Annotated in this window: 22 protein-coding genes and 1 riboswitch; of the genes, 9 read left to right on the forward strand and 13 right to left on the reverse strand. The window is 67.4% G+C overall.

Features of this window, described 5'->3' with window-relative positions; genetic code table 11:
• Nucleotides 1–707: 707 nt before the first annotated feature.
• From ACWDR3_RS07295 to ACWDR3_RS07305, 3 genes are all read right to left on the reverse strand, one after another.
• Nucleotides 708–1,766 carry a GmrSD restriction endonuclease domain-containing protein gene (locus ACWDR3_RS07295; protein WP_450351482.1) on the reverse strand — a complete coding sequence of 353 codons (1,059 nt, stop codon included), beginning with the start codon at nt 1,764–1,766 and terminating at the stop codon, nt 708–710.
• Nucleotides 1,767–1,981: 215 nt separating this feature from the next.
• Nucleotides 1,982–2,533, reverse strand: coding sequence for a GNAT family N-acetyltransferase (locus tag ACWDR3_RS07300; protein WP_450351483.1), 552 nt, complete (start codon nt 2,531–2,533; stop codon nt 1,982–1,984).
• A gap of 1 nt (nt 2,534) precedes the next feature.
• Entirely contained in the window at nt 2,535–3,806 is a 1,272-nt protein-coding gene (locus tag ACWDR3_RS07305; protein WP_450351484.1) for a hypothetical protein, read from the reverse strand.
• A 169-nt stretch (nt 3,807–3,975) separates the two neighbouring features.
• Between ACWDR3_RS07305 and ACWDR3_RS07310 the strand changes: the two genes are divergently transcribed.
• The 4 genes from ACWDR3_RS07310 (at nt 3,976) to ACWDR3_RS07325 (ending at nt 6,064) form a co-directional block, all read left to right on the forward strand.
• On the forward strand, nt 3,976–4,473 hold the full coding sequence (locus tag ACWDR3_RS07310) for a hypothetical protein (protein ID WP_450351485.1): 498 nt from the start codon (nt 3,976–3,978) through the stop codon (nt 4,471–4,473).
• 82 nt (nt 4,474–4,555) lie between these two features.
• Complete coding sequence (locus tag ACWDR3_RS07315; protein WP_450351486.1) at nt 4,556–4,780, forward strand: DUF397 domain-containing protein; 225 nt, start codon at nt 4,556–4,558, stop codon at nt 4,778–4,780.
• 91 nt (nt 4,781–4,871) lie between these two features.
• Nucleotides 4,872–5,339 (forward strand): hypothetical protein, encoded by a 468-nt coding sequence (locus ACWDR3_RS07320; RefSeq protein WP_450351487.1) that lies wholly within the window; start codon nt 4,872–4,874, stop codon nt 5,337–5,339.
• A 119-nt stretch (nt 5,340–5,458) separates the two neighbouring features.
• Entirely contained in the window at nt 5,459–6,064 is a 606-nt protein-coding gene (locus tag ACWDR3_RS07325) for a DUF5753 domain-containing protein (protein WP_450351488.1), read from the forward strand.
• On the opposite strand, the gene ACWDR3_RS07330 is transcribed toward ACWDR3_RS07325, so the two are convergent.
• Together ACWDR3_RS07330 and ACWDR3_RS07335 are read right to left on the reverse strand one after the other, a co-directional pair.
• Entirely contained in the window at nt 6,046–6,474 is a 429-nt protein-coding gene (locus ACWDR3_RS07330) for a hypothetical protein (protein ID WP_450351489.1), read from the reverse strand. The two genes, ACWDR3_RS07325 and ACWDR3_RS07330, sit on opposite strands and share 19 nt — an antisense overlap.
• A complete protein-coding gene (locus ACWDR3_RS07335; RefSeq protein ID WP_450351490.1) occupies nt 6,471–6,932 on the reverse strand; it encodes a MarR family winged helix-turn-helix transcriptional regulator in 462 nt (153 codons plus the stop codon). The genes ACWDR3_RS07330 and ACWDR3_RS07335 overlap by 4 nt, the downstream gene beginning before the upstream one ends.
• A 61-nt stretch (nt 6,933–6,993) precedes the next feature.
• On the opposite strand from ACWDR3_RS07335, the gene ACWDR3_RS07340 reads away from it, so the two are divergent.
• The 3 genes from ACWDR3_RS07340 to ACWDR3_RS07350 all read left to right on the forward strand — a co-directional run bounded on the left by ACWDR3_RS07340 (nt 6,994) and on the right by ACWDR3_RS07350 (nt 9,899).
• Complete coding sequence (locus ACWDR3_RS07340) at nt 6,994–7,794, forward strand: alpha/beta fold hydrolase (RefSeq protein ID WP_450351491.1); 801 nt, start codon at nt 6,994–6,996, stop codon at nt 7,792–7,794.
• A gap of 117 nt (nt 7,795–7,911) precedes the next feature.
• On the forward strand, nt 7,912–8,214 hold the full coding sequence (locus ACWDR3_RS07345; RefSeq protein ID WP_450351492.1) for a hypothetical protein: 303 nt from the start codon (nt 7,912–7,914) through the stop codon (nt 8,212–8,214).
• A gap of 113 nt (nt 8,215–8,327) precedes the next feature.
• The gene (locus ACWDR3_RS07350) at nt 8,328–9,899 is read left to right on the forward strand and encodes an alginate lyase family protein (RefSeq protein WP_450351493.1); all 1,572 of its coding nucleotides are present in this window, start codon (nt 8,328–8,330) and stop codon (nt 9,897–9,899) included.
• Here ACWDR3_RS07350 and ACWDR3_RS07355 read toward each other — a convergent pair.
• Entirely contained in the window at nt 9,877–11,460 is a 1,584-nt protein-coding gene (locus tag ACWDR3_RS07355; RefSeq protein ID WP_450351494.1) for an MFS transporter, read from the reverse strand. The two genes, ACWDR3_RS07350 and ACWDR3_RS07355, sit on opposite strands and share 23 nt — an antisense overlap.
• Nucleotides 11,461–11,616: 156 nt before the next feature.
• On the reverse strand, nt 11,617–12,996 hold the full coding sequence (locus ACWDR3_RS07360) for a DUF445 domain-containing protein (RefSeq protein WP_450351495.1): 1,380 nt from the start codon (nt 12,994–12,996) through the stop codon (nt 11,617–11,619).
• A 174-nt stretch (nt 12,997–13,170) separates the two neighbouring features.
• Here ACWDR3_RS07360 and ACWDR3_RS07365 point away from each other — a divergent pair, with 174 nt between their 5' ends.
• On the forward strand, nt 13,171–14,535 hold the full coding sequence (locus ACWDR3_RS07365) for an SGNH/GDSL hydrolase family protein (protein ID WP_450351496.1): 1,365 nt from the start codon (nt 13,171–13,173) through the stop codon (nt 14,533–14,535).
• A gap of 77 nt (nt 14,536–14,612) precedes the next feature.
• Here the strand turns inward: ACWDR3_RS07365 and ACWDR3_RS07370 are convergent, their stop codons facing one another.
• The 4 genes from ACWDR3_RS07370 to ACWDR3_RS07385 are packed head-to-tail and all read right to left on the reverse strand — an operon-like array spanning nt 14,613 to nt 18,229.
• Nucleotides 14,613–15,512: a DUF1707 SHOCT-like domain-containing protein gene (locus tag ACWDR3_RS07370; protein WP_450351497.1), complete on the reverse strand. Its 900-nt coding sequence runs from the start codon at nt 15,510–15,512 to the stop codon at nt 14,613–14,615.
• Nucleotides 15,513–15,545: 33 nt separating this feature from the next.
• Nucleotides 15,546–16,598 carry an ABC transporter ATP-binding protein gene (locus ACWDR3_RS07375; protein ID WP_450351498.1) on the reverse strand — a complete coding sequence of 351 codons (1,053 nt, stop codon included), beginning with the start codon at nt 16,596–16,598 and terminating at the stop codon, nt 15,546–15,548.
• A 10-nt stretch (nt 16,599–16,608) separates the two neighbouring features.
• Entirely contained in the window at nt 16,609–17,385 is a 777-nt protein-coding gene (locus ACWDR3_RS07380) for an ABC transporter permease (protein WP_450351528.1), read from the reverse strand.
• Nucleotides 17,386–17,422: 37 nt separating this feature from the next.
• Nucleotides 17,423–18,229: an ABC transporter permease gene (locus tag ACWDR3_RS07385; RefSeq protein ID WP_450351499.1), complete on the reverse strand. Its 807-nt coding sequence runs from the start codon at nt 18,227–18,229 to the stop codon at nt 17,423–17,425.
• Between the two features lie 197 nt (nt 18,230–18,426).
• Between ACWDR3_RS07385 and ACWDR3_RS07390 the strand changes: the two genes are divergently transcribed.
• Nucleotides 18,427–20,847, forward strand: a complete 2,421-nt coding sequence (locus tag ACWDR3_RS07390) for a transglycosylase domain-containing protein (RefSeq protein ID WP_450351500.1) — start codon at nt 18,427–18,429, stop codon at nt 20,845–20,847.
• A 23-nt stretch (nt 20,848–20,870) separates the two neighbouring features.
• Here ACWDR3_RS07390 and ACWDR3_RS07395 read toward each other — a convergent pair whose 3' ends face one another.
• Together ACWDR3_RS07395 and ACWDR3_RS07400 are read right to left on the reverse strand one after the other, a co-directional pair.
• Complete coding sequence (locus tag ACWDR3_RS07395) at nt 20,871–21,191, reverse strand: DMT family transporter (RefSeq protein WP_402349993.1); 321 nt, start codon at nt 21,189–21,191, stop codon at nt 20,871–20,873.
• Nucleotides 21,192–21,225: 34 nt separating this feature from the next.
• Nucleotides 21,226–21,297, reverse strand: a riboswitch (guanidine-III (ykkC-III) riboswitch).
• Nucleotides 21,298–21,346: 49 nt separating this feature from the next.
• A complete protein-coding gene (locus ACWDR3_RS07400; protein WP_402349996.1) occupies nt 21,347–21,718 on the reverse strand; it encodes a GroES family chaperonin in 372 nt (123 codons plus the stop codon).
• Nucleotides 21,719–21,741: the final 23 nt, after the last annotated feature.

Consider the following 21,741-nt stretch of genomic DNA (forward strand, 5'->3'; position numbering starts at 1 on the left):
GCTCTTCTCTTTTCAAGAGACTGTAAAAATCAAGTCTCGCTAGGAGGCCGCCGTTTCAGCGATCGCCGAAAGTGAATCAACCCACTGCCCGAAACGCGTAACCCCGCCGAGTTGGAGGTCGTGAGTATGGTCCGTGACATGCCCACTCATGTATTGACGCGCTCTCGCGAGGGAAGAGTTGCCCTTGTGAGCTATAAAGTTCCTGATTATCCTAATTTCTTCAATCGGATTGCTCGCTACGAATCCAGCTCCCAGTGAAACCGAAGAAGAGGTAACTGCCGTTATTATCTGCTGCGAATTTGCGAGCTGCAACTCCTGGGTCATGTCAGATACCGCGTTCTGATCATACCAAGATGGTTCGCCAGCCATTGCCCGCACGCTATTCGATCTCGATCTGGACACCTGGACCAAATGAGTGACCGCCTGCGTTTCAGTGAGGGCCGCTACAGGAAAATACAGGCTTCCAGAGGCACCTGTGATTCGCGCCGAAGAGCAGGATGAGAGCAACAAGCCCCGCATGAAGCGATTCCACGAGTCCCAAAGTGAGACCACGCATCCATCGTCGATGGGGTCATAGTCTATGACCTGACTAGACACCGTCACCATGCCAGAAGACGCCCGAAACACGCCCTCAATGGCCGAGACTTCAGTCGCGAAAGCATCCACAACGTCCTGCAGTCTATTGGATATCACAGACATCGATGGACCTACTCGGCATACTGTCCAGAAAGGGCACGGCAGAAGTACTCAAAACGAATTTGCCGACTGCGAATTCGCTGCGTGCTTGTTTTGGACTCAACAAGAGTCACAAATCCGGATACATCCTCAGCCGGGCTACCGAGAATTACATTCAATTTACCGAGCGACTCAACCGCCTCTTCTTTGGACGCCAGGAGCCTCTCCGGTGCGGGAACCTTATCAAAAGATAGACGACCTGCAGGGAGTTTGCGATGGAAATACATCAGCGCTGCAATAATCATGAGAGAGTGAGGTCGCTGAACAATGGGCTCTTTGGAGAAGTCCTCCAGAAGATCCGCTGCCTCCAAGAGGATTTCCACAACTTCATCCTCAGAAGGAAGCTCATCTGGGGTAGCTTCCTTGTAGTCCTCGTAGAGACGAGTAATCCGCGGCTCTCCTCCATCTCCAACACCCAGGAGCCAGAACCCTAGGATCTCAGCAACAAACGACTGATCCGACATACGGACTCGATCCCTGTTTGAGATCACTCCCAGCTCCCACAGAGGTGTGACCCTGCGAACGATCGTTTTGACCAGTGCGCTGAAATCGTTGTCGAATCGCGCATTTCGCAACTCAGCTTCATTTACAGGGATCGCGTAAGAGTTAATGCGAACGAAGACTTCAAGAACATCCTCATCCGTGGCATTAATCAGCTGCTCACAGGTAAGCTTGTATTCGAGAAATGCATCCTTGAGGTTGTCGTCCAGGTTTACGTAGCGCAGCCCTTTTAGGTCACCCGCTTTGGGACCGAGAGCAAATTTCCCTGACGCGAAATCGATGATAGCCCGGAGTCGCTGCTGTCCATCGACTACATCCCGTATGGTTCGTCGAGTGTCGCGATCAACAGTGGTACGGAGCAGCAGCTTCGGGATCGGATAACCACGCAAGATGGAGTCAATCAGGTAACTTCGAGCCGGGGAAGGCCAGACGGGCCCTCGCTGAAATTTGGGATTCAGTATGAGTTCTTTGTCATCGTCCCATTTCAGGAAATCGGCAATCGTATAGTGCTGCGGTGTACTCCCACGCACGTGTTCCCACCCTCGTCGATTAATTGGTTTTTGGGATTTAAGATGTCGAGGACAATCTATCCAATTTCTGGTTTAAAAGCACAGAAACGGTGAGTGCGACTGCACTCTGTGACACCCCCTCAGGCTTGGCAGAGCAGGCACAGCGAAACCCGAGCCACCCTCGCACCAGGCCACCGTCCAAGTCCATCGCTGCCGCTCACGAACGGCTCAAGAGCCTACTCTCGTAGAGATTGGCGCGGCAGAACCAACGCGTCGTACACCGGAGCATCCTCGAACGGCACCACCTCGCCGAACCACGCGTACCCCCAAGTCTCGTAGAGCGCACGGACCTTGAGGTGTTCGCGCTCGACGAGGAGGGTGACGCGTTCCTCCAGTCGATCTCGGAGGAGGGCATCGTGGATGTCTCGGGCGAGACCGGTGCCGCGGGCCTTCTCGACGACCATGAGCTCGGAGAGTGCGAAGGTGCGGGCGCCGGTCTCTGTGGTCCCGCCGGCCGGGACTGGGGTGCGGAGGCCGTTCCACCAGCGCGTGGTCTCTTGGAGCGCGCAGCCGTACGCGTAGCCGACCGGAGTGTCGTCGAGGTAACCCACGACGGCGGTGAATCCGGGAACCTCCGTGTTCCAGCCGAGCCGTTCGTTGAACCTCTCGACGCTATGAAACTCCTCGCTCAATCGGTCCGCGTAGATCTCCGCATACACGTCGAGGAGTTGCTGTCGGATGTCATCGAGGCCTCCTGCGTCCCTGCGTTCCAGCCGCGGCCCTTCCATCTCATGCTCCCGCCTGTCGAGGCTGTTCCAGGAAATCAGCAACCACAGGGACTTGCGTGTGGCGCCGGAGATGCGCTCGCAGATCACCGAGTTTGCTCTGAACTCGCTCACTCCGGACTCGTCCGGCGAGAGTGGCTGCTGCCCCTGCCTGAGCGGCTGCGTGCTCGATGTCGCCCTCGTCGAGAAGCGTCTGAGCGTACTGAACGGTGTAGTAGACGCGGTTGCGTTCGAAGCGTGGTTCGAGCATCTGGAGGGCAGAGGCAGTGAGTTGCTCGGCGCGGCGGTGCTGTCCGAGAGCCTGGTGTGCAGCGCCCGCCAGGCCCGTCAACTCCGCGGGGGTCAGGAACGACAGCCAGGCCGCCGGCTGTCCACGGGCTCGCTCGTATGCCGTTTCAGCTCGCGCGAGTGAGCGCTGTGCTCGCGTGCGGTCTCCGGTCCTGGCGTGACCGACGGCCTGACGGCAGTGGAGCAGCGCCATCAACCACGCGTCGCCCTTCGCCTGCCGAGTCTCAACAGCCGCGCGCCCGATACGCAGAGCCTCTCTATCGCGGTTGAGGATACGAGCCTGCATCGCGAGGTTGGACCAGACTCGCGCCTGCAGCATCCCGTCGCCTGAGAGCATTCCAGCCTGCAAGGCTTCGTTGTACAGATTGGTCGCGTCCGTCTGCCGTCCGGCGTCGTAGGCAAACCATCCCGCGGAAGCGGCCAGGTCTCCCATCGCTGAGTACAACATTCGCTCGACACGGTCACCGTATGTGCAGTGATTCACGGAGCTTTGAACATGTCGGAGGGCTTCCGAGGCAACGTCGTGCAAGGCGCCGCCGCCCAAGGCGTGGTCGTACTTGTACAGCGTGGGAACGATCGCTCGGATGCGCTCGATATCACTGACGCCGAGACGACCGGCGGAAGGGATGAAATCCAAACCGAGGGTCGCGACAAGGCTGCCAGCAATGAACTCGCGTCTCCCCATGGGGTGTTGCTTCACCTCCGACGCAGACCGACTGAGAGGTGCAGGTACACGTGAACTCTTGCGCGGGACGAATCCCATCTCTTGCGGGGTACGCCCAAGAACTTGCCGAAGAGGTACGAGGTAGCGCGTCCACGGCCACTGCACCTCGCCCGCGATCCACCGACGCACCTGACGATCGGTGCAGTTGACCGGGCCACCGAAGATCTCCACCGCCGCGCTGTTCACCGCGTCAGCGAGTTGCTCGTGGGTATAGCCGAACTCGCATAACAGGGCTTCAAGTCTGGTGTTCCTCTTGCTCGCCACGTGTGCTCCTTCGCCCGGCCGCTCCCTCGACGGTAGACCTAAACACCCCCTACCAAGCAAAACTGTCCGGTCGGCGGCGAGTAACTCCCCCAGATGTGTCCTGATGACCAACAGGCCACTTCCGGTTTCCTCATAAGCATGACCAGCGCATTCAACCGAGGGAGCTGCGGTGCTCACGCCAGAGGACATGGACAGGCTGATCTCTGAGTGGCTCGCCCGAGCACACCGGGTGCCACAGCAGGCATGCGCGGAGTGGTCGGAACAGGGCGTGGCGTTACTCCCACTCGGCGGTCTGTTCGCAGCAGTCCGACTACCAGCCGAACTGGTCTACGCCGCCGTCGACACCACGGACAGCGATCGCGTGGCTTCCGCGCTCAAGGCTCTGCTCCACGGCCCCGTCATCCACGACCACCGAGTGGCTGGGGCGACGTACTACGCCCTCATCAACTGGGGTGCGGGCCTCATCGAGCAGTTGGAGCAAACCGAGGACGCGCCGTGTCTGGGCGAAGGCACATACCTCGGAGTCCCTCGCATAGACCGCCGCGAACCACCTGGGACCTACTGGGTGGTGCCTCCGCGATACGACGGCGATCTGTGCCATCCGAGAGCTGTGCGCTCCCTCGTCGCTACCGGTCGACAGAGGCTGGCACAGCACGCCACCGGCTGAAAGCGGCAGCTACGGACTCCCGCCCGACGTGGGCGGCGGCGGTCGACCAAGGCCGCGACAGTTGAGCAGGAAGGTGCAGCAAATGCTGGACGGAAGCCATCTGTACGAGTTGGACATCAGCGGGGCCTCCTTCGTGAAGGCATGCGGAGGCCCTTGCACCGAAGGGTGCGTGACGCTGGCCCGGATCGGCGATGACGCCTGGGCCCTGGGCGACAGCAAACGACCGGGCGCGAAGCCGCTGCGGTTCACGACAGAGGAGTTGGCGGCGGCCGGAATCGACCCGGCGAGGTTCGGACTACCTGTCTGACCGCTCCTCCTGTCCGACCGGTCCCGATTCCCATAGCCCGAGGGGGGCGGGACCGGTCTCCCCCGACCTCAACGCCAGATGGGGACGACTGGTGCACCATCACGCCTATCTATGGGCAGGCCCAAAAGCGCGTTTCGATGAGGAGGCCTTACGGCGCCCCTCGTATCCGGAGCCGCCCGGGGTCGGAAGCAAGCCGGAACTCATCCAGCGCTATCGCGAAGTCGCTGCTGGGTTCGCTGCGGCTGACCTTCCACCGCTGGAAACGGCGTACTGGCTCGTCAAACCGCGTTCCCTGGTACGTGGCACGTGGGTCGAGTCCAAGGAAGCAGCTGCCTGGCTCGGCGAGCAACTGGCTGAGTACGCACCCCGGTTCGCTGCGCGACCAGAGCGTGACATCACGCGCCTAACCTCGGTGGTCGACTCTGCCGCGGAGAGGTTGGGTTCAGGAGCGGACGTATCACTTGGCTTCTACCTCGAACGCCCCTCATATCTGTCGCTGGCGGTAGTGACGTGCTCACCGAACCGCTCACGGCCCGAACTGGCGTGTCCTGCGCGGTGAGTGACTCTCGCTTTTCGCCAATTACGCCGTTTCGATGACTGATTGATGGCGAGTTTGATTACTTCGCCGGATTCCTGCGCAGGGATGGCGAGGGCGACAGTGAAAGGAGAGCGATCACCATGACTCACTCTGTTCCGTGGCAACAGCGGCTGGCTACCGGCACCGAAGACATTCAGGACGAGGTGATCGGCTGGTACCAGCGGACCCAGCACGGAAAGTCGTACGTCCCCACCATGATCTGGGGCACGCTTCAGACTCAGGCGTATGCCACCGTGATCCTGCGCCAGGTAGTCGACTTCCTCGGGATCCCGGACGACGTGCCGGCGGGGGTCGCCAAGCGGATGGAGCGGCAGCAGGTGCTCTACGACGGTGAGCACCACTACGACGTCGTCCTCGGCGAACAGGGGCTGTACACGAACATCGGCGGCTCCGAGGTGATGCGGGGGCAGTTGGAGCGGCTACTCCGCGAGATCGACCTCCCTTCACTCACCCTCGGCGTCCTCCCCACCACCGCAGCTGTGGGCATCGTCCCTATGCCGGGCTTCAATATGTACGACGGCAGCTGGGCTCACTACGAGCTTGTCTCCAGCGGCGTGGACATCACCGATCCTGCTGAACTCGCCCTCCACGAAAAGGCCTTCACCGCCCTCAGCGGTGCCGCGTCCTACGGCGATGCCGCCAAGCAGCTCATCCGCAAGGCGTTGGCTTACTGGGGCAATGCCTGAATCAGCGGATAGTTAAAAGGCCCTGCAACCCCCTCGAAGGCCTCAAGCGTGATCGCCGGGACGAAGACAGATCCGTCCTCCATGCCCTCCGGAAGATGCCCCCGCATTTCCTCGCGGCACAGGAATGTTCCGTTGGGGATGAAGATCGCGCCCACCCGGTCCGCCAGTTCGATGATGATCTTCCATACGTCACCGACCTGCGGGCGATGCACGCCGATGTCGTACTCGGCGATGAAGATCTCGACCTCGCTGCCATCCCCCGCTCGGATCCAGAACTCGGTGTCGTCCCCGTCTCCGTTCACCTTCTCCGGCACGACGGCGTACGGCGAAAGGACCGCGCGGACGGCGTCCATGTCCGGGCGGGCCGCCTCGCCGTTCACGAAGCTGTAGATGCTGAGGCTGTAGCTCACTTCGCCGGTTCCCCGCCCTCGGTCGCCGGCCTGTTCAACCGGTCCAACAAGCCGACCAGCAACCCGAGTTCTTCATCCTGCAACCCCGCGAAGCACTCCCTCAACACCCCGTCCGCCACCTTGTGCCCCGCCGCCAGCACCCTCTCCCCCGCCGGCGTCAGATGGTGCTCGATCCGGCGCCCCCGGCCTGGCCGCCGCTCGATCAGCGCCTGCGCGGAGAGACGCGTCGCCAGCGTGCCGAAGGACTGTTCCGTCTGGAAGGTCTCGGCAGACAGTTCGCGGGCCGAGGAACCCGGCGTGCGGGCGATCGCCCGTAGCGCGTCCCATTGGGCCAGGGTCGTGCCGACCGCCGCCAACGCGCTGTCCAGGGCGCGGTGTTGGCGGTATTGGGCCTGCTTGACCGCTCGGCCGAGCAGTTGGAGTTGGGATGGGCGGTGAAGGGGCAGGTCATCCGGCATGGGGGAAGTTTACCTCAAGACTAAGCTTCCTTATATAAGGATGTTTAGTTAGAGTGGTCGCATGACCTCAGAGAACATCTCCCAGGCGCACTCCGTGTATCCCGACCTGCCCCTCACCGTCACCACATCCGGCCCCGCCGACGGCCGTCCCGTCCTCGTCCTCCACGGCGGTGGCGGCCCCTTCACCGTCGCCGGCATCGCCCAGCACCTCGCCGACAACGGGGCTCGCGTCCTCACTCCCGTACACCCCGGGTGGGACGGCAATCCCCGTCCCGATTGGCTCACCGGCATAGACGATCTCGCCCTCGCCTACCTCCACCTCCTCCAGGACCTCGACCTGAAGGACGTCCTCGTCATCGGGTCGTCCCTCGGGGGCTGGATCGCCGCCGAGATGGCCGTACGGGACGTCGAGCAGGAGCGCGTCGGCGGAGTCGTGCTCATCAACTCCGCCGGTGTGTACGTCGAAGGCGAACCGATCGTCGACTTCTTCTCCCTCGATCCGCGTGCCGCCGCCGAGTTGTCCTGGCACGATCCCGATCGCTTCTACGTCGATCCCCGTACCCTTCCCGCCGAGCAACTCGCCGGCCGTCAGGCCAACATGGCGACCATGCGGGTCCTCGCCGGTGAACCCAACATGCACGACCCGAAGTTGTTGCGCCGGCTCGGTCGGGTGCGGCAGCCCGCCCTGGTGGTGTGGGGCGAGAGCGACGGGCTCTTCACCGCCGCTTACGGTGCCGCGTACGCGTCCGCCTTCGGAGACGGGCGGTTCGAGCTCGTACCGAAGGCCGGTCACCTGCCGCAGCTCGAACAGCCGGAGGTCACGTTCCGACTCATCGACGAGCACCTCGATCGGACAGCTTGAGGGCGATGACCGGCGACCGGCTTCCTGGACGCCCCGCCCTCACACCCCCGGGGCCCGCGGGTTAGCCTCGGGCCACAGCAGTCACAGGGCTCAGGCCGCAAGTCTCAGGAGGCACGCATGGCCAAGGTTCCCAGCGCGGTGGTCGCCGCCGGCGGGCTTGTCGGTGGGTACGGCGTGGCTCGCTGGACGCGGAAGCGGGAGCTCGGTGGGGCCGTACTGGCCGTCGCCGGGGCCGCGGCCGCGCAGCAGTGGCGGCGGCAGGCCGGCGGGAAGGCCGCCGGGGCGCTGACCGGTGCCTACGTCGCCGCCTTCGCCGCGTCGCATCCGCTGGCCAAGAAGGTGGGCGCCTGGCCCGCGGTCTTCGGCGTCGCCGGCGCCGTGGCCCTGGCCTCGTGGGCGGTGGCCGACCGCCGGGGGTAACGCTTCGACGCGCAATGGGACGTAGGACTCCGGGACATAGGACTCCGCGGCCTCGGCGAAGACATCCGCCCCAGTTTTCGTTATCGCCCCCCACCCCCGTACGTCTCCTGCGCATGCACCCCACCCAACACCCCAGCCACTGTGCCCCCGCCCCCGCCCTCACCCGCCGCGCCCTCCTCAAGGCCACCGGCACCGCCGCCGCGGCCATCACGACGACCGCCGCCGTCGGGATCACCGCCACCACCCCCGCGGCCGCCGCCGGCGGATACGCCCACCCCGGTCTCCTCCACACCTCCGCCGACCTCGCCCGTATGGCCGCCAAGGTGAAGTCCGGCGCGGCCCCCTACACCGCCGGCTACGCCAAGCTCACCGCCAACCGGCATGCGCAGAGCGGGTGGACGGCGAACCCCCAGGCCACCGTCTACCGCGGCAGCGGTACGCCGCAGAACTACGCGACCCTCTACAACGACGTCCACGCCGCCTACCAGAACGCCCTGCGCTACCACGTCGGCGGCGACAGCGCCCACGCCGACACCGCCGTCGCGATCCTCAACTCCTGGTCGGCCAAGCTGACTTCGGTGCAGGGGTCGGCCGACCGGTTCCTGGCCGCGGGACTGTACGGGTACCAGTTCGCGAACGCCGCCGAACTCGTCCGGGATCACGGGGACTTCGAGCTGGGCCGGTTCCAGGAGATGCTCAGCAAGGTCTTCGCGCCGCTCAGCGACAGCTTCCTGGTCAAGCACAACGACGCCGTCGTCACCAACTACTGGACCAACTGGGACCTCACCGCCATGGCCTGCGTCCTCGCCACCGGCATCTTCTGCGACGACAAGGCCCAAGTCGCCCGCGCCGTCGACTACTTCAAGCACGGGGCGGGTCTTGGGTCCGTCCGTAACGCGATTCCCGTTCTGCATGACGACGGGCTGGGTGAGTGGTTGGAGGCCGGGCGCGATCAAGGGCACGCTCTGCTCGGCGTCGGGCTCATGGGCACCTTCTGCGAGATGGCGTGGAATCAGGGGATCGATCTGTACGGGTACGACGACAGCCGGTTCCTCAAGGGCGCCCAGTACGTGGCGAAGTGGAGCATGGGCGGGCAGGTGCCGTACACGCCCAACACCCGTCGGAAGGGTGCCGTCGCGGGGTGGTCGGGGAGCGAGACCGCGAGCGCCGCGGCCGGTGTCGACCCGGCCATGACCCGGCCCATCTGGGCGATGATCGCCAACCACTACACCAAGCGGCGCGGGCTCTCAGCCACCTACCTCACTCAGATCGCCGCCAAGTCCGCCCCCGAGGGCGGCGGCGGTGACTACGGGCCCAACAGCGGCGGATACGACCAACTCGGCTTCGGCACCCTGGCGTTCACGCGGGACAGAGCCACCACAAGCGGCACCCCCGCCCCCATCGGGACGCCCACATCCACGCCCGCACCGACGGCCACCGCATCCGGCGCCGGCACGGACACGGGCTCGGGCGCCGACTCCCGTACCGGCTCCGGCCCCCGCCCCCAGTCCGCCGCCACCTCCTCCCCCTCCCCCTCCCCCTCCCCGAACTCCACCGGCGACCTGGCCAGCACCGGCTCCGGTGACGTCATCGGATGGGCAGCGGCCGCAGGCCTCACCACCGTCGCCGGCGGCCTGCTCCTGATGCGCCGCCGGGACCGGGTCAGGCGGGACGCCGCCCAATAGGCGTCCCCGGAGGACCCGGAGGGCCCGACTCACCCGGACCGCCCGACTTCCCGACGGTCCCCGGCTTCCCGACGTTCCCCGCCCCCTTCACCGCCGCCCCCGCCTTCGCCACCACCGCGGTCAACGGCGTGGCGATGTCCTCCAGCGACCTCCGCTCGGCGTTCACCGCGAGGAACGCCGCGACGATCCCCGCCGCGCACATCAGCCCCGCGCCGATCTGGAAGGCGAGGGTCGTGTCGCCGACGACGCCGGACTCGGTGAGGTCGGCGAAGACGAGGGGTCCCGTGATACCGCCGGCGGCCGTGCCGATGGCGTAGAAGAAGGCGATGGACATGGCGCGGGTCTCCATCGGGAAGATCTCGGAGACCGTGAGGTAGGCGCTGGAGGCGCCCGCGGAGGCGAAGAACAGGACCGCGCACCAACACGCGGTCAGGGTCGTCGCGTTGAGCGAGCCGCGGTCGAAGAGCCAGGCCGTGCCGAAGAGGAGGAGTCCGGACAGGAGGTACGTCGACGAGATCATCGTCCGGCGGCCCACCGTGTCGAAGAGCTTGCCCAGCAGCAGCGGGCCGAAGAAGTTGCCGACCGCGATCACGGCGAAGTAGTAGCCGGTGTTCCCGGTCGGGACGTCGTAGAACTTGGTCAGGATCGCGCCGAAGCCGAAGGTGATCGCGTTGTAGAGGAAGGCCTGGCCGATGAAGAGGGAGAAGCCGAGGACCGAGCGTTTGCGGTAGTCGGAGAAGAGGGTGCGGCCGATCTCCAGGAAGCTGATGCTCTTGCGCTGGTGGATGGTGATCTCGCCCTCGGGGGCGGGGAGTTGCTCGCCCCGCTCCGCCTCGACCCGCTCCTCGATCGAGCTGACGATGCGTTCGGCTTCCTCCTCCTTGCCGTGGATCAGCAGCCAGCGTGGGCTCTCGGGTACGTGTCGTCGTACCAGAAGGATCACCAGGGCGAGGACCGCGCCGAGCGCGAAGGTCAGGCGCCAGCCCACGTCGGCCGGGAGGATCGCGGTGTTCAGCGCGACGATGGAGAGGAGCGAGCCGAAGACCGCGCCCACCCAGAAGCTGCCGTTGATGATGAGGTCGACGCGCCCGCGGTGGTAGGCGGGGATCAGTTCGTCGATGGCGGAGTTGATCGCCGCGTACTCGCCGCCGATGCCGAAGCCGGTCAGGAAGCGGAAGGCGAAGAACCACCAGGTCTGGAAGGAGACCGCCGTCAGGGCGGTGGCCGCCAGATAGACGATCAGGGTGATCATGAACAGTTTTTTACGGCCGTAGCGGTCGGTCAGGCGGCCCCAGAACAGGGCGCCGGAGCAGGCACCGGCCACATACAGCGCGGCGGCGATGCCGGTGACCTCGCCTGAGGTGATCGGCAGTCCGCTGCCGGGCTCGGACAGGCGTCCTGCGATGTTGCCGACGACCGTGACCTCCAGGCCGTCCAGGATCCACACCGTGCCGAGGCCGATGACGATCGTCCAGTGCCAGCGCGACCAGGGCAGCCGGTCCAGGCGGGCGGGGATGCTGGTGGTGACGATGCGGCCGTCTTCGGCCTGAGCGGTGGCCATGGGCTCCCTCCTCGTCGAGCGAACCGTCCGGCGGAACCTCCGTCGGAACTTTCGCCGAGTGCCCCCACCAGCCCGCTTTACGCACCCCGCGCGCCCGGCCCGCCTCTCCTCACCTTGGCCCGTTCACCCCGTCCCCGCATCCCGTCGGCCGGCCGACTACGCGCCCAGCCCCCGCGACACCGCGTAGATCAGCAGCCCGACCAGCGACCCCACCACCGTGCCGTTGATCCGGATGAACTGCAGGTCACGGCCGATGTGCGCCTCGATCTTCCTCGTCGTGTGCTCGGCGTCCCAGCTCGCCACGGTGTCGGTGATCAGGGAGGTGATCTCGCCCCGGTAGGTGGTGACGACGTACACCGCCGCGCCCTCCACCCACCCGTCGACCTTGGCCTGGAGCCCCGCGTCCACGGACATCCGCGCGCCCAGCGACAGCAGCGAGGCCCGCACGCGCAGCCGCAGCTCGCTGCGCTCGTCCTCGGCCGCCGAGACGATCATGGAGCGTACGGAGGTCCAGGCCGAGGCGATCAGGTCCTGGACCTCGCCGCGGCCAAGGACCTCGCCCTTGAGCCGTTCGATCCGCGCGCGGGTCTCGGTGTCGGACTGGAGGTCGGAGGCGAAGTCGGTGAGGAAGCGGTCGAGGGCGCCGCGCGCGGGGTGCGAGGGCATGTCCCGCATCTCGGTGACGAAGCGCAGCAGCTCCTTGTAGACGCGCTCGCCGACCTTCTTGTCGACGAACCGCGGGGTCCAGCCGGGCGCCCCGCCCTGGACGGCGTCCATGACCTGTTCGTCGTGCAGGACCAGCCAGTCGTGCGCGCGGGTGACGATCAGGTCGACGACCCGTTTGTGGCCGCCGTCGGCGACGATCTTCTCCAGCATCTTGCCGATGCCGGGCGCGATCTCCTGGGCGTCGGCCCGGCGGGTGATCGCCTCGCCGACGATGGCCTGGACGTCGGAGTCGCGCAGGACGGTGAGGGCGCCGCGCAGGGCGGCCGAGAGTTCCGCCGTCACCCGGTCCGCGTGGTCGGGGTCGGCCAGCCAGACGCCGAGCCGGCTGCCGATGCCGACGGCGCGCAGCCGCTGTCGTACGACATCTTGGGAGAGGAAGTTCTCCCCGACGAACTCGCCCAGGGAGATGCCGAGTTGGTCCTTCTTGGTGGGGATGATCGCGGTGTGCGGGATGGGCAGGCCGAGCGGGTGACGGAAGAGGGCGGTGACCGCGAACCAGTCGGCCATCGCACCGACCATGCCGGCCTCGGCCGCCGCGGCCACGTAGTCGGCCCAGACCCCGGCGCCCTCGTGGGAGGCCCACTTGGCGAGGACGTAGACGACGGCGACGAACAGCAGCAGCCCGGTCGCGGTGAGTTTCATACGGCGCACCCCGCGCCGCTTCTCCTCGTCGGCGGGGCTGAACGTCGTCATCGTGCGGGCGGCCGGGGCGGGAGTGGCCGGATCGGCGCGGTTATCCGCGGGGTCGGGCCGGGCATGCTTCATGGCGACGTCACTTGATCCCGCTTCATCCGGATTCGTACGTTCCATCCACTCCACCCGTTCGTGATCCCCTGCACATATTGTCCCTTCCTGACCGACTCCCGGAACGGAACAGGAGTTCCCGCCGTCTGTCGGGAGGGGGAAATCGTGACGAACTCCGGCGACCCAGTGGGGGGGTCCTGGTCGACTACCCCTCATCACAGCCGAGGAGACACGCACCGCATGGCCAAGCGAAACGGCGGGGGTGTGGGGGTGTCCCCCACGAAGCACAGCGCCTTGCTGGCGGGGATCGTCGCCCTGATCGTGGGGATCTCGGCCGCCATCTATGTCGGTGCGGCCGCCGACGACGGCCACATCCGCACGGACGCCCTCGCCCAAGGGGGCACCCGGCACAACTCCGCCGCCCCCGCCTCCACCGGCACCTGGGTCGGCTCCTGGTCCGCGTCCCCCGCGGGCGCCGAGCCCGGCACCGAGGCCCTCGGGTTCGCGGGGCGCTCGGTGCGCAACGTCGTGCACGCGGGCGTGGGCGGCACCAGCGCCCGCGTCACGCTGTCCAACCTCTACGGGCAGTCGGCGCTGACCCTCACCAACGCGTCGATCGCCGTCGCCGCCACGAGCCGCAGCGCGGTCGCCGCGGCGCGGTCGATGGTGCGGCTGACCTTCTCCGGCGCCACCACGGTCGTGATCCCGGCCGGCGGCCAGGTGCTGAGCGACGCGGTCCGCATCGTGATCCCGCAGGGCAGCGACGTCCTGGTCACCACGTACTCCCCCACCGCGTCCGGCCCGGTCACCTACCACCCGCACGCCCGCCAGATCTCCTACGTCGCCGACGGCGACCTCACCGAGGACGTCACCGGCACCGCGTACACCGAGCAGACGGCGTTCTGGCGCTATCTGACCGCGCTGGACGTGCTGAGCAACGAGTCGGACGGCACCGTGGTCGCCTTCGGGGACTCGCTCACCGACGGCATCACCTCCACCAAGGACGCCAACCACCGCTGGACCGACGTCCTCGCGCAGCGGCTGCGTACGGCCGTCGAGTCCGGTCAGGACGTGCCCCGCTACAGCGTGGTCAACCAGGGCATCAGCGGCAACCGGATCCTCACCGGCGGCCTCGGCCGGCCCGCCGACAACCCGAGCGGCCTCGACCGCTTCTCCCGTGACGTGCTCTCCCGCACGAACGTCAAGGTCGTGATCATCGACCTCGGCGTCAACGACATCCTGCGCAACCCGCAGCTCGCCGACCCGGACCACATCGTCGAGGGCCTGCGCACCCTGGTCGGGCACGCCCACGCGCGCGGCATCAAGGTGGTCGGCGCGACCCTGATGCCGTTCAAGGGGCACCGCGGCTACTCCGGGGACCGGGAAGCCGTACGGCAGGAGGTCAACGCGATGATCCGCTCGGGCCGGGTGTTCGACGCCGTGGTCGACTTCGACCGCGCCCTGCGCGACCCGTACGACCCGCGCCGCCTGCGCTCCGACTACGACTCCGGCGACCACCTCCACCCCAGCGACGAGGGGTACGCGCGGATGGCGGCGGCCTTCGACCTGGACGACCTGAAGGGTTCGGCGCCGGCGGAGCTGTGACACCCGGGCCCGTGTCAGGAGTGCCCGGGCCCGTGTCAGTAGTCCCCGGGCCGGTGTCAGTAGTCCCCGAGCCCGTGTCAGTAGTCCCCGAACCGTCGCCGGTCCCGCTCCTCGCGGCGCTCGCGGCGGCGCTCCTCCTGCTGCTCGCGGCGCTCCTCCTGGCGTTCGCGGCGGGGGTCGCGATGGCGGCCGTCGAGCATGCGGTGGTGGTGGCCGAGGATGCGCTGGTGGTCGTCGAACACGTCGTCCGTGTCGTCCTCGTCGTCCATGCCGTCGCGGGAGGACTCCGGCAGCTCACGGCCGGAGTTCTTGCGCTCCAGCTTCTGCCGGCGGCGCTCCTCCTTCAGGCGGCGCCGCGCCTCCCGGGTCAGCTTGCGCTCGACGCCGACACCGCCCCAGAAGGCGAAGCCGGTGACGATCACGCGCGGGGCGCCCGGGTCGCCGGGCACGCCCTCCTCGCGGCTGTCGAAGCCGCCCATGATCCCGATGCCGCGCACCACGACCTCGACGCCGGGCGGCACGATCACATTCGCCCCGCCCATGATCGCGATGCAGTTGATGACGACCTCACGGTCCGCGAAGTTCGCCTCGCGCAGGTCGAGTTCACCGCCGCCCCAGAAGGAGAAGGAGGTGAACCGCCTGGGCACGGTCCAGCGCCCCTTGCGCTGGAAGCCGGACATCACGGCGACGGCCCAGGTCGACGAACCCTCGCCGCCGACGATCCGGCCGGCCCAACTCCCGCTGTCCACCGGCTCCTTGACCATGCTCACCGGCGGCGGGGCGACACCGGGGGCCGGCAGATCACGGGTGATCGGCGCCAGTTCGGCATACGTCCGCGCCTTGTACGTCGCCTCCAGCCGCTCCTCGAACTCCTCCATGTCGAGGCGGCCCTCCGCGAGGGCGTCCCGCAGGATCTCCGAGACCCGCTCACGGTCGGCGTCGGAGGCGCGAAGCTCCGGGACTGCGTCGTCACTCATGTACAGCAGCCTACGAGGTCGCTCCGACGAGGGCTACGAGACCGCTTCCTCGGCCTGTTCCGGCGGGGATCCAGGGGTACCGGCGTCTCCCAGGGAGTGCAGCATCTTGGCGATGACCGCCTCGATGTCCGGCTCGCGCACCGAGAGGTCCACCAGCGGATACTCCGCCGCGATCCGCGCGACCAGCGGAGCCGCGGACCCCGACGCCGGGAACGCCAGCCACTGGCGCGGCCCCTCCACCTTCACCACCCGCGCGTCCGGGATCTCGATCGCCGGCAGCTCCCGCTCCAGGTCCACCACCAGGGTGCGTTCGCTCTCCCCCACCTCGTGCAGCCCGGCGAGCGCACCGTCGTACATCATGCGCCCGTGGTCGATGACCATCACCCGCGAGCAGAGCTGCTCGATGTCCTGGAGGTCGTGCGTGGTCAGCAGGACCGTCGTGCCGCGCTCGGCGTTCAACTCCCGCAGAAAACCCCGTACCTTGGCCTTGGACATGACGTCGAGCCCGATCGTCGGCTCGTCGAGGTACAGCACCTCCGGGTCGTGCAGCAGCGCCGCCGCGATGTCACCCCGCATCCGCTGTCCGAGCGAGAGCTGACGCACGGGGACGTCCAACAGGTCGGCCAGCTCCAGGAGTTCGACACAGCGGTCGAGGTTCTCGCGGTAACGCGCGTCGGGGATGCGGTACATGCGGTGCATCAGCTTGTACGAGTCGATCAGCGGCAGGTCCCACCACAGCGTCGTACGCTGCCCGAACACCACGCCGATCCGGTGCGCCAGGCGCGTGCGCTCACGGGACGGGTCGATGCCGGCCACCCGCAGCCGGCCGCCGCTCGGCGTGAGGATGCCGGTCAGCATCTTGATCGTCGTCGACTTCCCGGCGCCGTTCGGGCCGATGTAGCCGACCATCTCGCCGCGCGCAACGGTGAAGGAGATGCCGTCGACGGCCCGCACCTGCCGGCGCTCCCGCTTGAGGAAACCGGTCTTGCGGCGGACGTCGAAGACCTTCTCGACCCGGTCGAGTTCGATGAAAGGGTCCGTCGACCGAGGGCCGATCGCCTGAGGGTCCGTCGCTTGAGGATCCATCGTCTGCTCGCTAACTCCCCGTACTCCGATAGGACCTGAGACCAGCCCGCCAGGCAACTCCCGAGAGCGCGCAGCAGGCGACCGCCACCAGCGGTGACACGAACGCCGACCACTGCGGCAGCCCCAGCGGCAGCGGACGCCCCAACACATAGGCCGCGGGCACCCAGTTGACGAAGGCCAGCGGCAGCACGAACGTCACCCCGCGCACCAGCTCCTGGCCGAAGACGGTGGGCGGGTACTGCAACAGCGTCGTGCCGCCGTACGTGAACGCGTTCATCACCTCCGACCCGTCCTGCGCCACGAACTGGAAGGCCGCGCCCGCCACGAACACCGCGCAGAAGATCCCCGCGCCGCTCAGCACGATCACCGGCATCAGCGCCACCTTCACCGGCGTCCAGCCGATGTCGACGCTGAGCAGGGCGTACCCGAGCACCAACGCCCCCTGCGTGACCCGCCCCAGGCGGCGCAGCCCGAAGCGGTCGGCGGCCACCTGCGCGAGCACCGGCGCGGGGCGCACGAGCAGTGTGTCCAGCGTGCCGTCCCGAACTCGCTGGCCCAGCCGCTCCATCGAGCCGATCGCCAGATCCGCGAGACCGAACGCGACGCACGACAGGCCGTACAGGAAGGCCACTTCGGGCAGCGGCCAGCCGCCGAGCACGTCGACCTGCGAGAACATCAGCAGGATCGCCACGAAGTCGAGCGCGGTGACCGCGAAGTTGGCGAACGTCGTCATCACGAAGGACGTGCGGTACGCCATCGTGGAGCGCATCCACATCGCCGCGATCATGCGATAGGTGCGCAGTCCGTCGACCACCGCGCCCGTGTCAGCCACCTTGAACGACCACCCTCCGTGTCGCCACCGACTGCACCAGCCGCCCCGCCCCCAACAGGGCCACCGCCCACGCCCCCTGGAACGCGAACGTCGACCACGGGTCCGCCTCCCCCAGCAGCACGTCGGCCGGTTTCTGCAGCAGCGCCGACCAGGGCAGCATCCGTACGACCTCGCCGAGCTCGCCCGGGAACACGTTCAGCGGCAGCACCATCCCCGAGCAGAAGAACCCGACGAGCATCGCCATGTGCGTCACACCCGTGCCGTCCATCAGCCAGAACGTGAGCAGCGCGACCAGGTACCGGATGCCGAACCCGACCACCATGCCCAGCACGACGGTCACCAGGAACGCGGCCCAGGTCAGCCAGGAGCCCGGCAGCGCCACCGGAAACACCAGTGCGCCGAAGGCGAACGGGATCACCCCCCGCCCCAGCAGCTGGAACAGCGCGCGCCCCACGTCGGCCGCCAGCCACCACAGCTGAAGATCCGCGGGCCGGTACAGGTCGGTCGCGATGTCCCCGGTGCGGATCCGCTCCATCAGTTCGTTCTCGACCCCGCCGCCCCCGATCGCCAGCGCCGCGAGCAGCGCCTGCCCGAGCCACACATAGGTGACGGCCTGCGCCTGGTCGTACCCGCCGAGATGCGGCCGCTCGTCCCACAGCGCGAGATACGTGTACACGAGGATCAGCCCGAACACGGTGTTGGTGAACACCCCCGCCGCGGTGGCCGCCCGATACGTCGAGTACCGCTTCAAGCCGCCCGCCGCGACGGCCGCGTACAACCGCCCCGAGCCCACCGTCAACGACCTCCCAGGCCCGCAAGACACCGAAGCGCAGGAGCCTAGCCCGCAGGTGGTGACGTACGCCACGCATTTTCGTGGCAGGACGCGTGCCGTGATCTGCAACGGAACGCATGGTGCGAGAGTCTTCAAGAAGGGGCGCAGAACGCGTACGAGGTCGTACCGGAACGTATGACGCGAAATTGGAGTCCGTGCACAACATGAGCGACGAGCCGCAGCAGCCGACCGAGGGCTGGGCACCGAGAGAGCCGCTGGCGGCCGAACAGACGGGTGGGAAGAAGAAGATGAAGCGGCCCAGGCGCACCGGCTGGCGGCGGATCATCCCCACCTGGCGCATGGTGCTCGGCACCTTCGTGATCGGCGTCCTGCTGCTCGTCGGCCTGTTCTTCCTCGGCTACTCCCTGGTCAAGATCCCGCCGGCCAACGCGCTCGCCACCAAGCAGTCCAACGTCTTCCTGTACGCCGACGGCTCGCAGCTCGCCCGGGACGGCGAGGTCAACCGGGAGAACGTGTCGCTCGCGCAGGTCTCCAAGGACGCCCAGCACGCCGTACTGGCCGCCGAGGACCGCGACTTCTACACCGAGTCCGCCATCGACCCCAAGGCGATGCTGCGGGCCGGCTGGAACACCGCGACCGGCAAGGGCCGCCAGTCCGGCTCGACGATCACCCAGCAGTACGTCAAGAACTACTACCTGGGCCAGGAACAGACCGTCACCCGCAAGGTGAAGGAGTTCTTCATCTCGATCAAGCTGGACCGCACGGAGTCCAAGGACCAGATCCTGGAGGGCTACCTCAACACCAGCTACTTCGGCCGCAACGCCTACGGCATCCAGGCCGCCGCCCAGGCCTACTACGGCCAGGACGCCACCGACCTCGACCCGGCCCACGCCGCCTACCTCGCCGCACTGGTCAACGCGCCCAGCGAGTACGACGTCGTCGCCCACCCCGAGAACAAGCAGGCGGCCGTGGCCCGTTGGAACTACGTCCTGGACGGCATGGTCAAGAAGGGCTGGCTGACCGAGGCGAAGCGGGCCGGGCTGAAGTTCCCGATGCCGAAGGAGCAGACGGTCTCCACCGGCCTGTCCGGGCAGCGCGGTTACATCGTCGAGGCGGTCAAGAGCTACCTGATCAAGAACAAGATCGTCACCGCCGACGAGCTGGAGGCCGGCGGCTACCGCATCAAGACGACCCTGGACAAGAGCAAGCAGGACGCCTTCGTGAAGGCCGTCGACGACCAGGTGATGTCCAAGCTGGACAAGAAGGACCGCAAGGTCGACAACTACGTCCGCGCGGGCGGCGCCTCCGTCGACCCCAAGACCGGCAAGGTCGTCGCGATGTACGGCGGCATCGACTACGTCAAGCAGTACACGAACGGCGCGACCCGCGGCGACTTCCAGGTCGGCTCCACCTTCAAGCCCTTCGTGTTCACCTCGGCCGTGGAGAACCACTCCGAGACGCAGGACGGCGAGATGATCACGCCCAACACCTACTACGACGGCACCAACAAGCGCCCCGTGGAAGGCTGGACCGGCGGCACCTACGCGCCCGAGAACGAGGACCAGACCTCCTACGGCGACATCACCGTGCGCACCGCCACCAACAAGTCCGTCAACGCGGTGTACGCGCAGATGGCCGTCGACGTCGGTCCCGAAAAGGTGAAGCAGACCGCCGTCGACCTCGGCATCCCCTCCAACACCCAGGACCTCAACGCGTACCCGTCGATCGCGCTCGGCACCGCCACCGCCAGCGTCCTCGACATGGCGGAGGCCTACGCGACCCTCGCCAACCACGGCCGGCACGGCACGTACACGATGATCGACTCGATCACCAAGGACGGCCAGGACGTGGTGGAGCTGCCCAAGGAGCAGTCCCACCAGGCCGTCAGCCGCGAGGCCGCCGACACCACCACGTCGATCCTGCAGAGCGTGGTCGAGAGCGGCACCGCGACCGTCGCCCAGGGCGCCGACCGTCCCGCCGCCGGCAAGACCGGCACCGCGGAGAACGACACGGCCGCCTGGTTCGCCGGCTACACCCCCGACCTCGCGACCGTGGTCTCCGTGATGGGCCAGGACCCCGTCACCGCCAAGCACAAGCCGCTCTACGGCGCGATGGGCCTGGACCGCGTCAACGGCGGCGGCCCGCCGGCCGAGATCTGGGCACAGTTCACCAAGGCGGCCCTGAAGGGCGAGAAGGTCACCGACTTCGACCTCCAGCTCCAGGCCGGCGCCGAACAGACCGCCCCGCCGTCCGAGGAGGCCACGCCCCCGGACACCGGCGACCAGGACAACGGCGGCACCACCGACGGCGGCCAGGGCGACCAGGGCCAGACCCAGGGACAGACGCAGGGCCAGACGGACGGCGGCACGACGACGGACGGCGGCACCACAGCCACCGGCGGAACCACCGACGGGGGCACCACCGGCGGCACGACCACCGACGGAGGCACCACGACCGACGGCGGTACGACGGACGGCGGCACCACCGGCGACACGACGGCCGGCACCGACACCGGGGGCACCACTGACGGCGGCACCACGGGCGGTACGACGGGCACGGACACCGGCGGCAACAGCACCGGCACGACGGCGGGCCCGCAGAGCACGGCGAGACGCCAGCAATAGCCGCCGGCGACAGCGGCGCCCGCTCAGTGCCCGGAGGTCGCCTTCAGGCCCACCACGGCGACCAGCAGCAGCGAGACGAAGAAGATCCGAGCGGCGGTGACGGGCTCCCCCAGCACCACCATCCCGAGCACCGCCGCACCGGCCGCCCCGATCCCCACCCACACGCCGTAGGCGGTACCGATGGGCAGGGAACGGGCGGCGTACGAGAGCAGCAGCATGCTGGCGACGATCCCGGCACCGGTGAACAGGCTCGGGACGAGACGGGTGAAACCGTCGGTGTACTTCATCCCGATCGACCAGCCCACTTCGAGCAGACCGGCGACGAGCAGCAGAACCCAGGCCATGACAGGCACCTCCGAGACGTACGTACTGAACGGGGGTGCGTCGTCTTTGCGTCCTGCTCCCGGTACGGCGCGTCTCGTCGGGGTCCTTCAAAACTAGCAAAGAAACGGGAAAGGGGCTGGTGACGATGGTCACCAGCCCCTTTGAAACCCTTGATTCAGAGGTACAGGCCGGTCGAATCCTCGGAGCCCTCGAACCGGTCCGCCGCCACGGCGTGCAGGTCACGTTCCCGCATGAGCACGTACGCAGTGCCCCGCACCTCGACCTCGGCGCGGTCCTCCGGGTCGTACAGCACCCGGTCGCCCGGCTCGACGGTCCGCACGTTCTGACCCACCGCGACGACCTCGGCCCACGCCAGCCGACGGCCCACGGCCGCCGTGGCCGGGATCAGGATCCCGCCACCGGAACGCCGCTCGCCCTCGCCGGCCTCCTGCCGCACCAGCACCCGGTCGTGCAGCATCCGGATCGGCAGCTTGTCGTCGTGGGTGCGCTGCTCGTCTCGTCTGGGCTCGTCTCTTTTGGCGCTCACGCCCTGAACCTACCTGTCCGCAC

This window comes from Streptomyces sp. NPDC001002, from assembly GCF_053599215.1.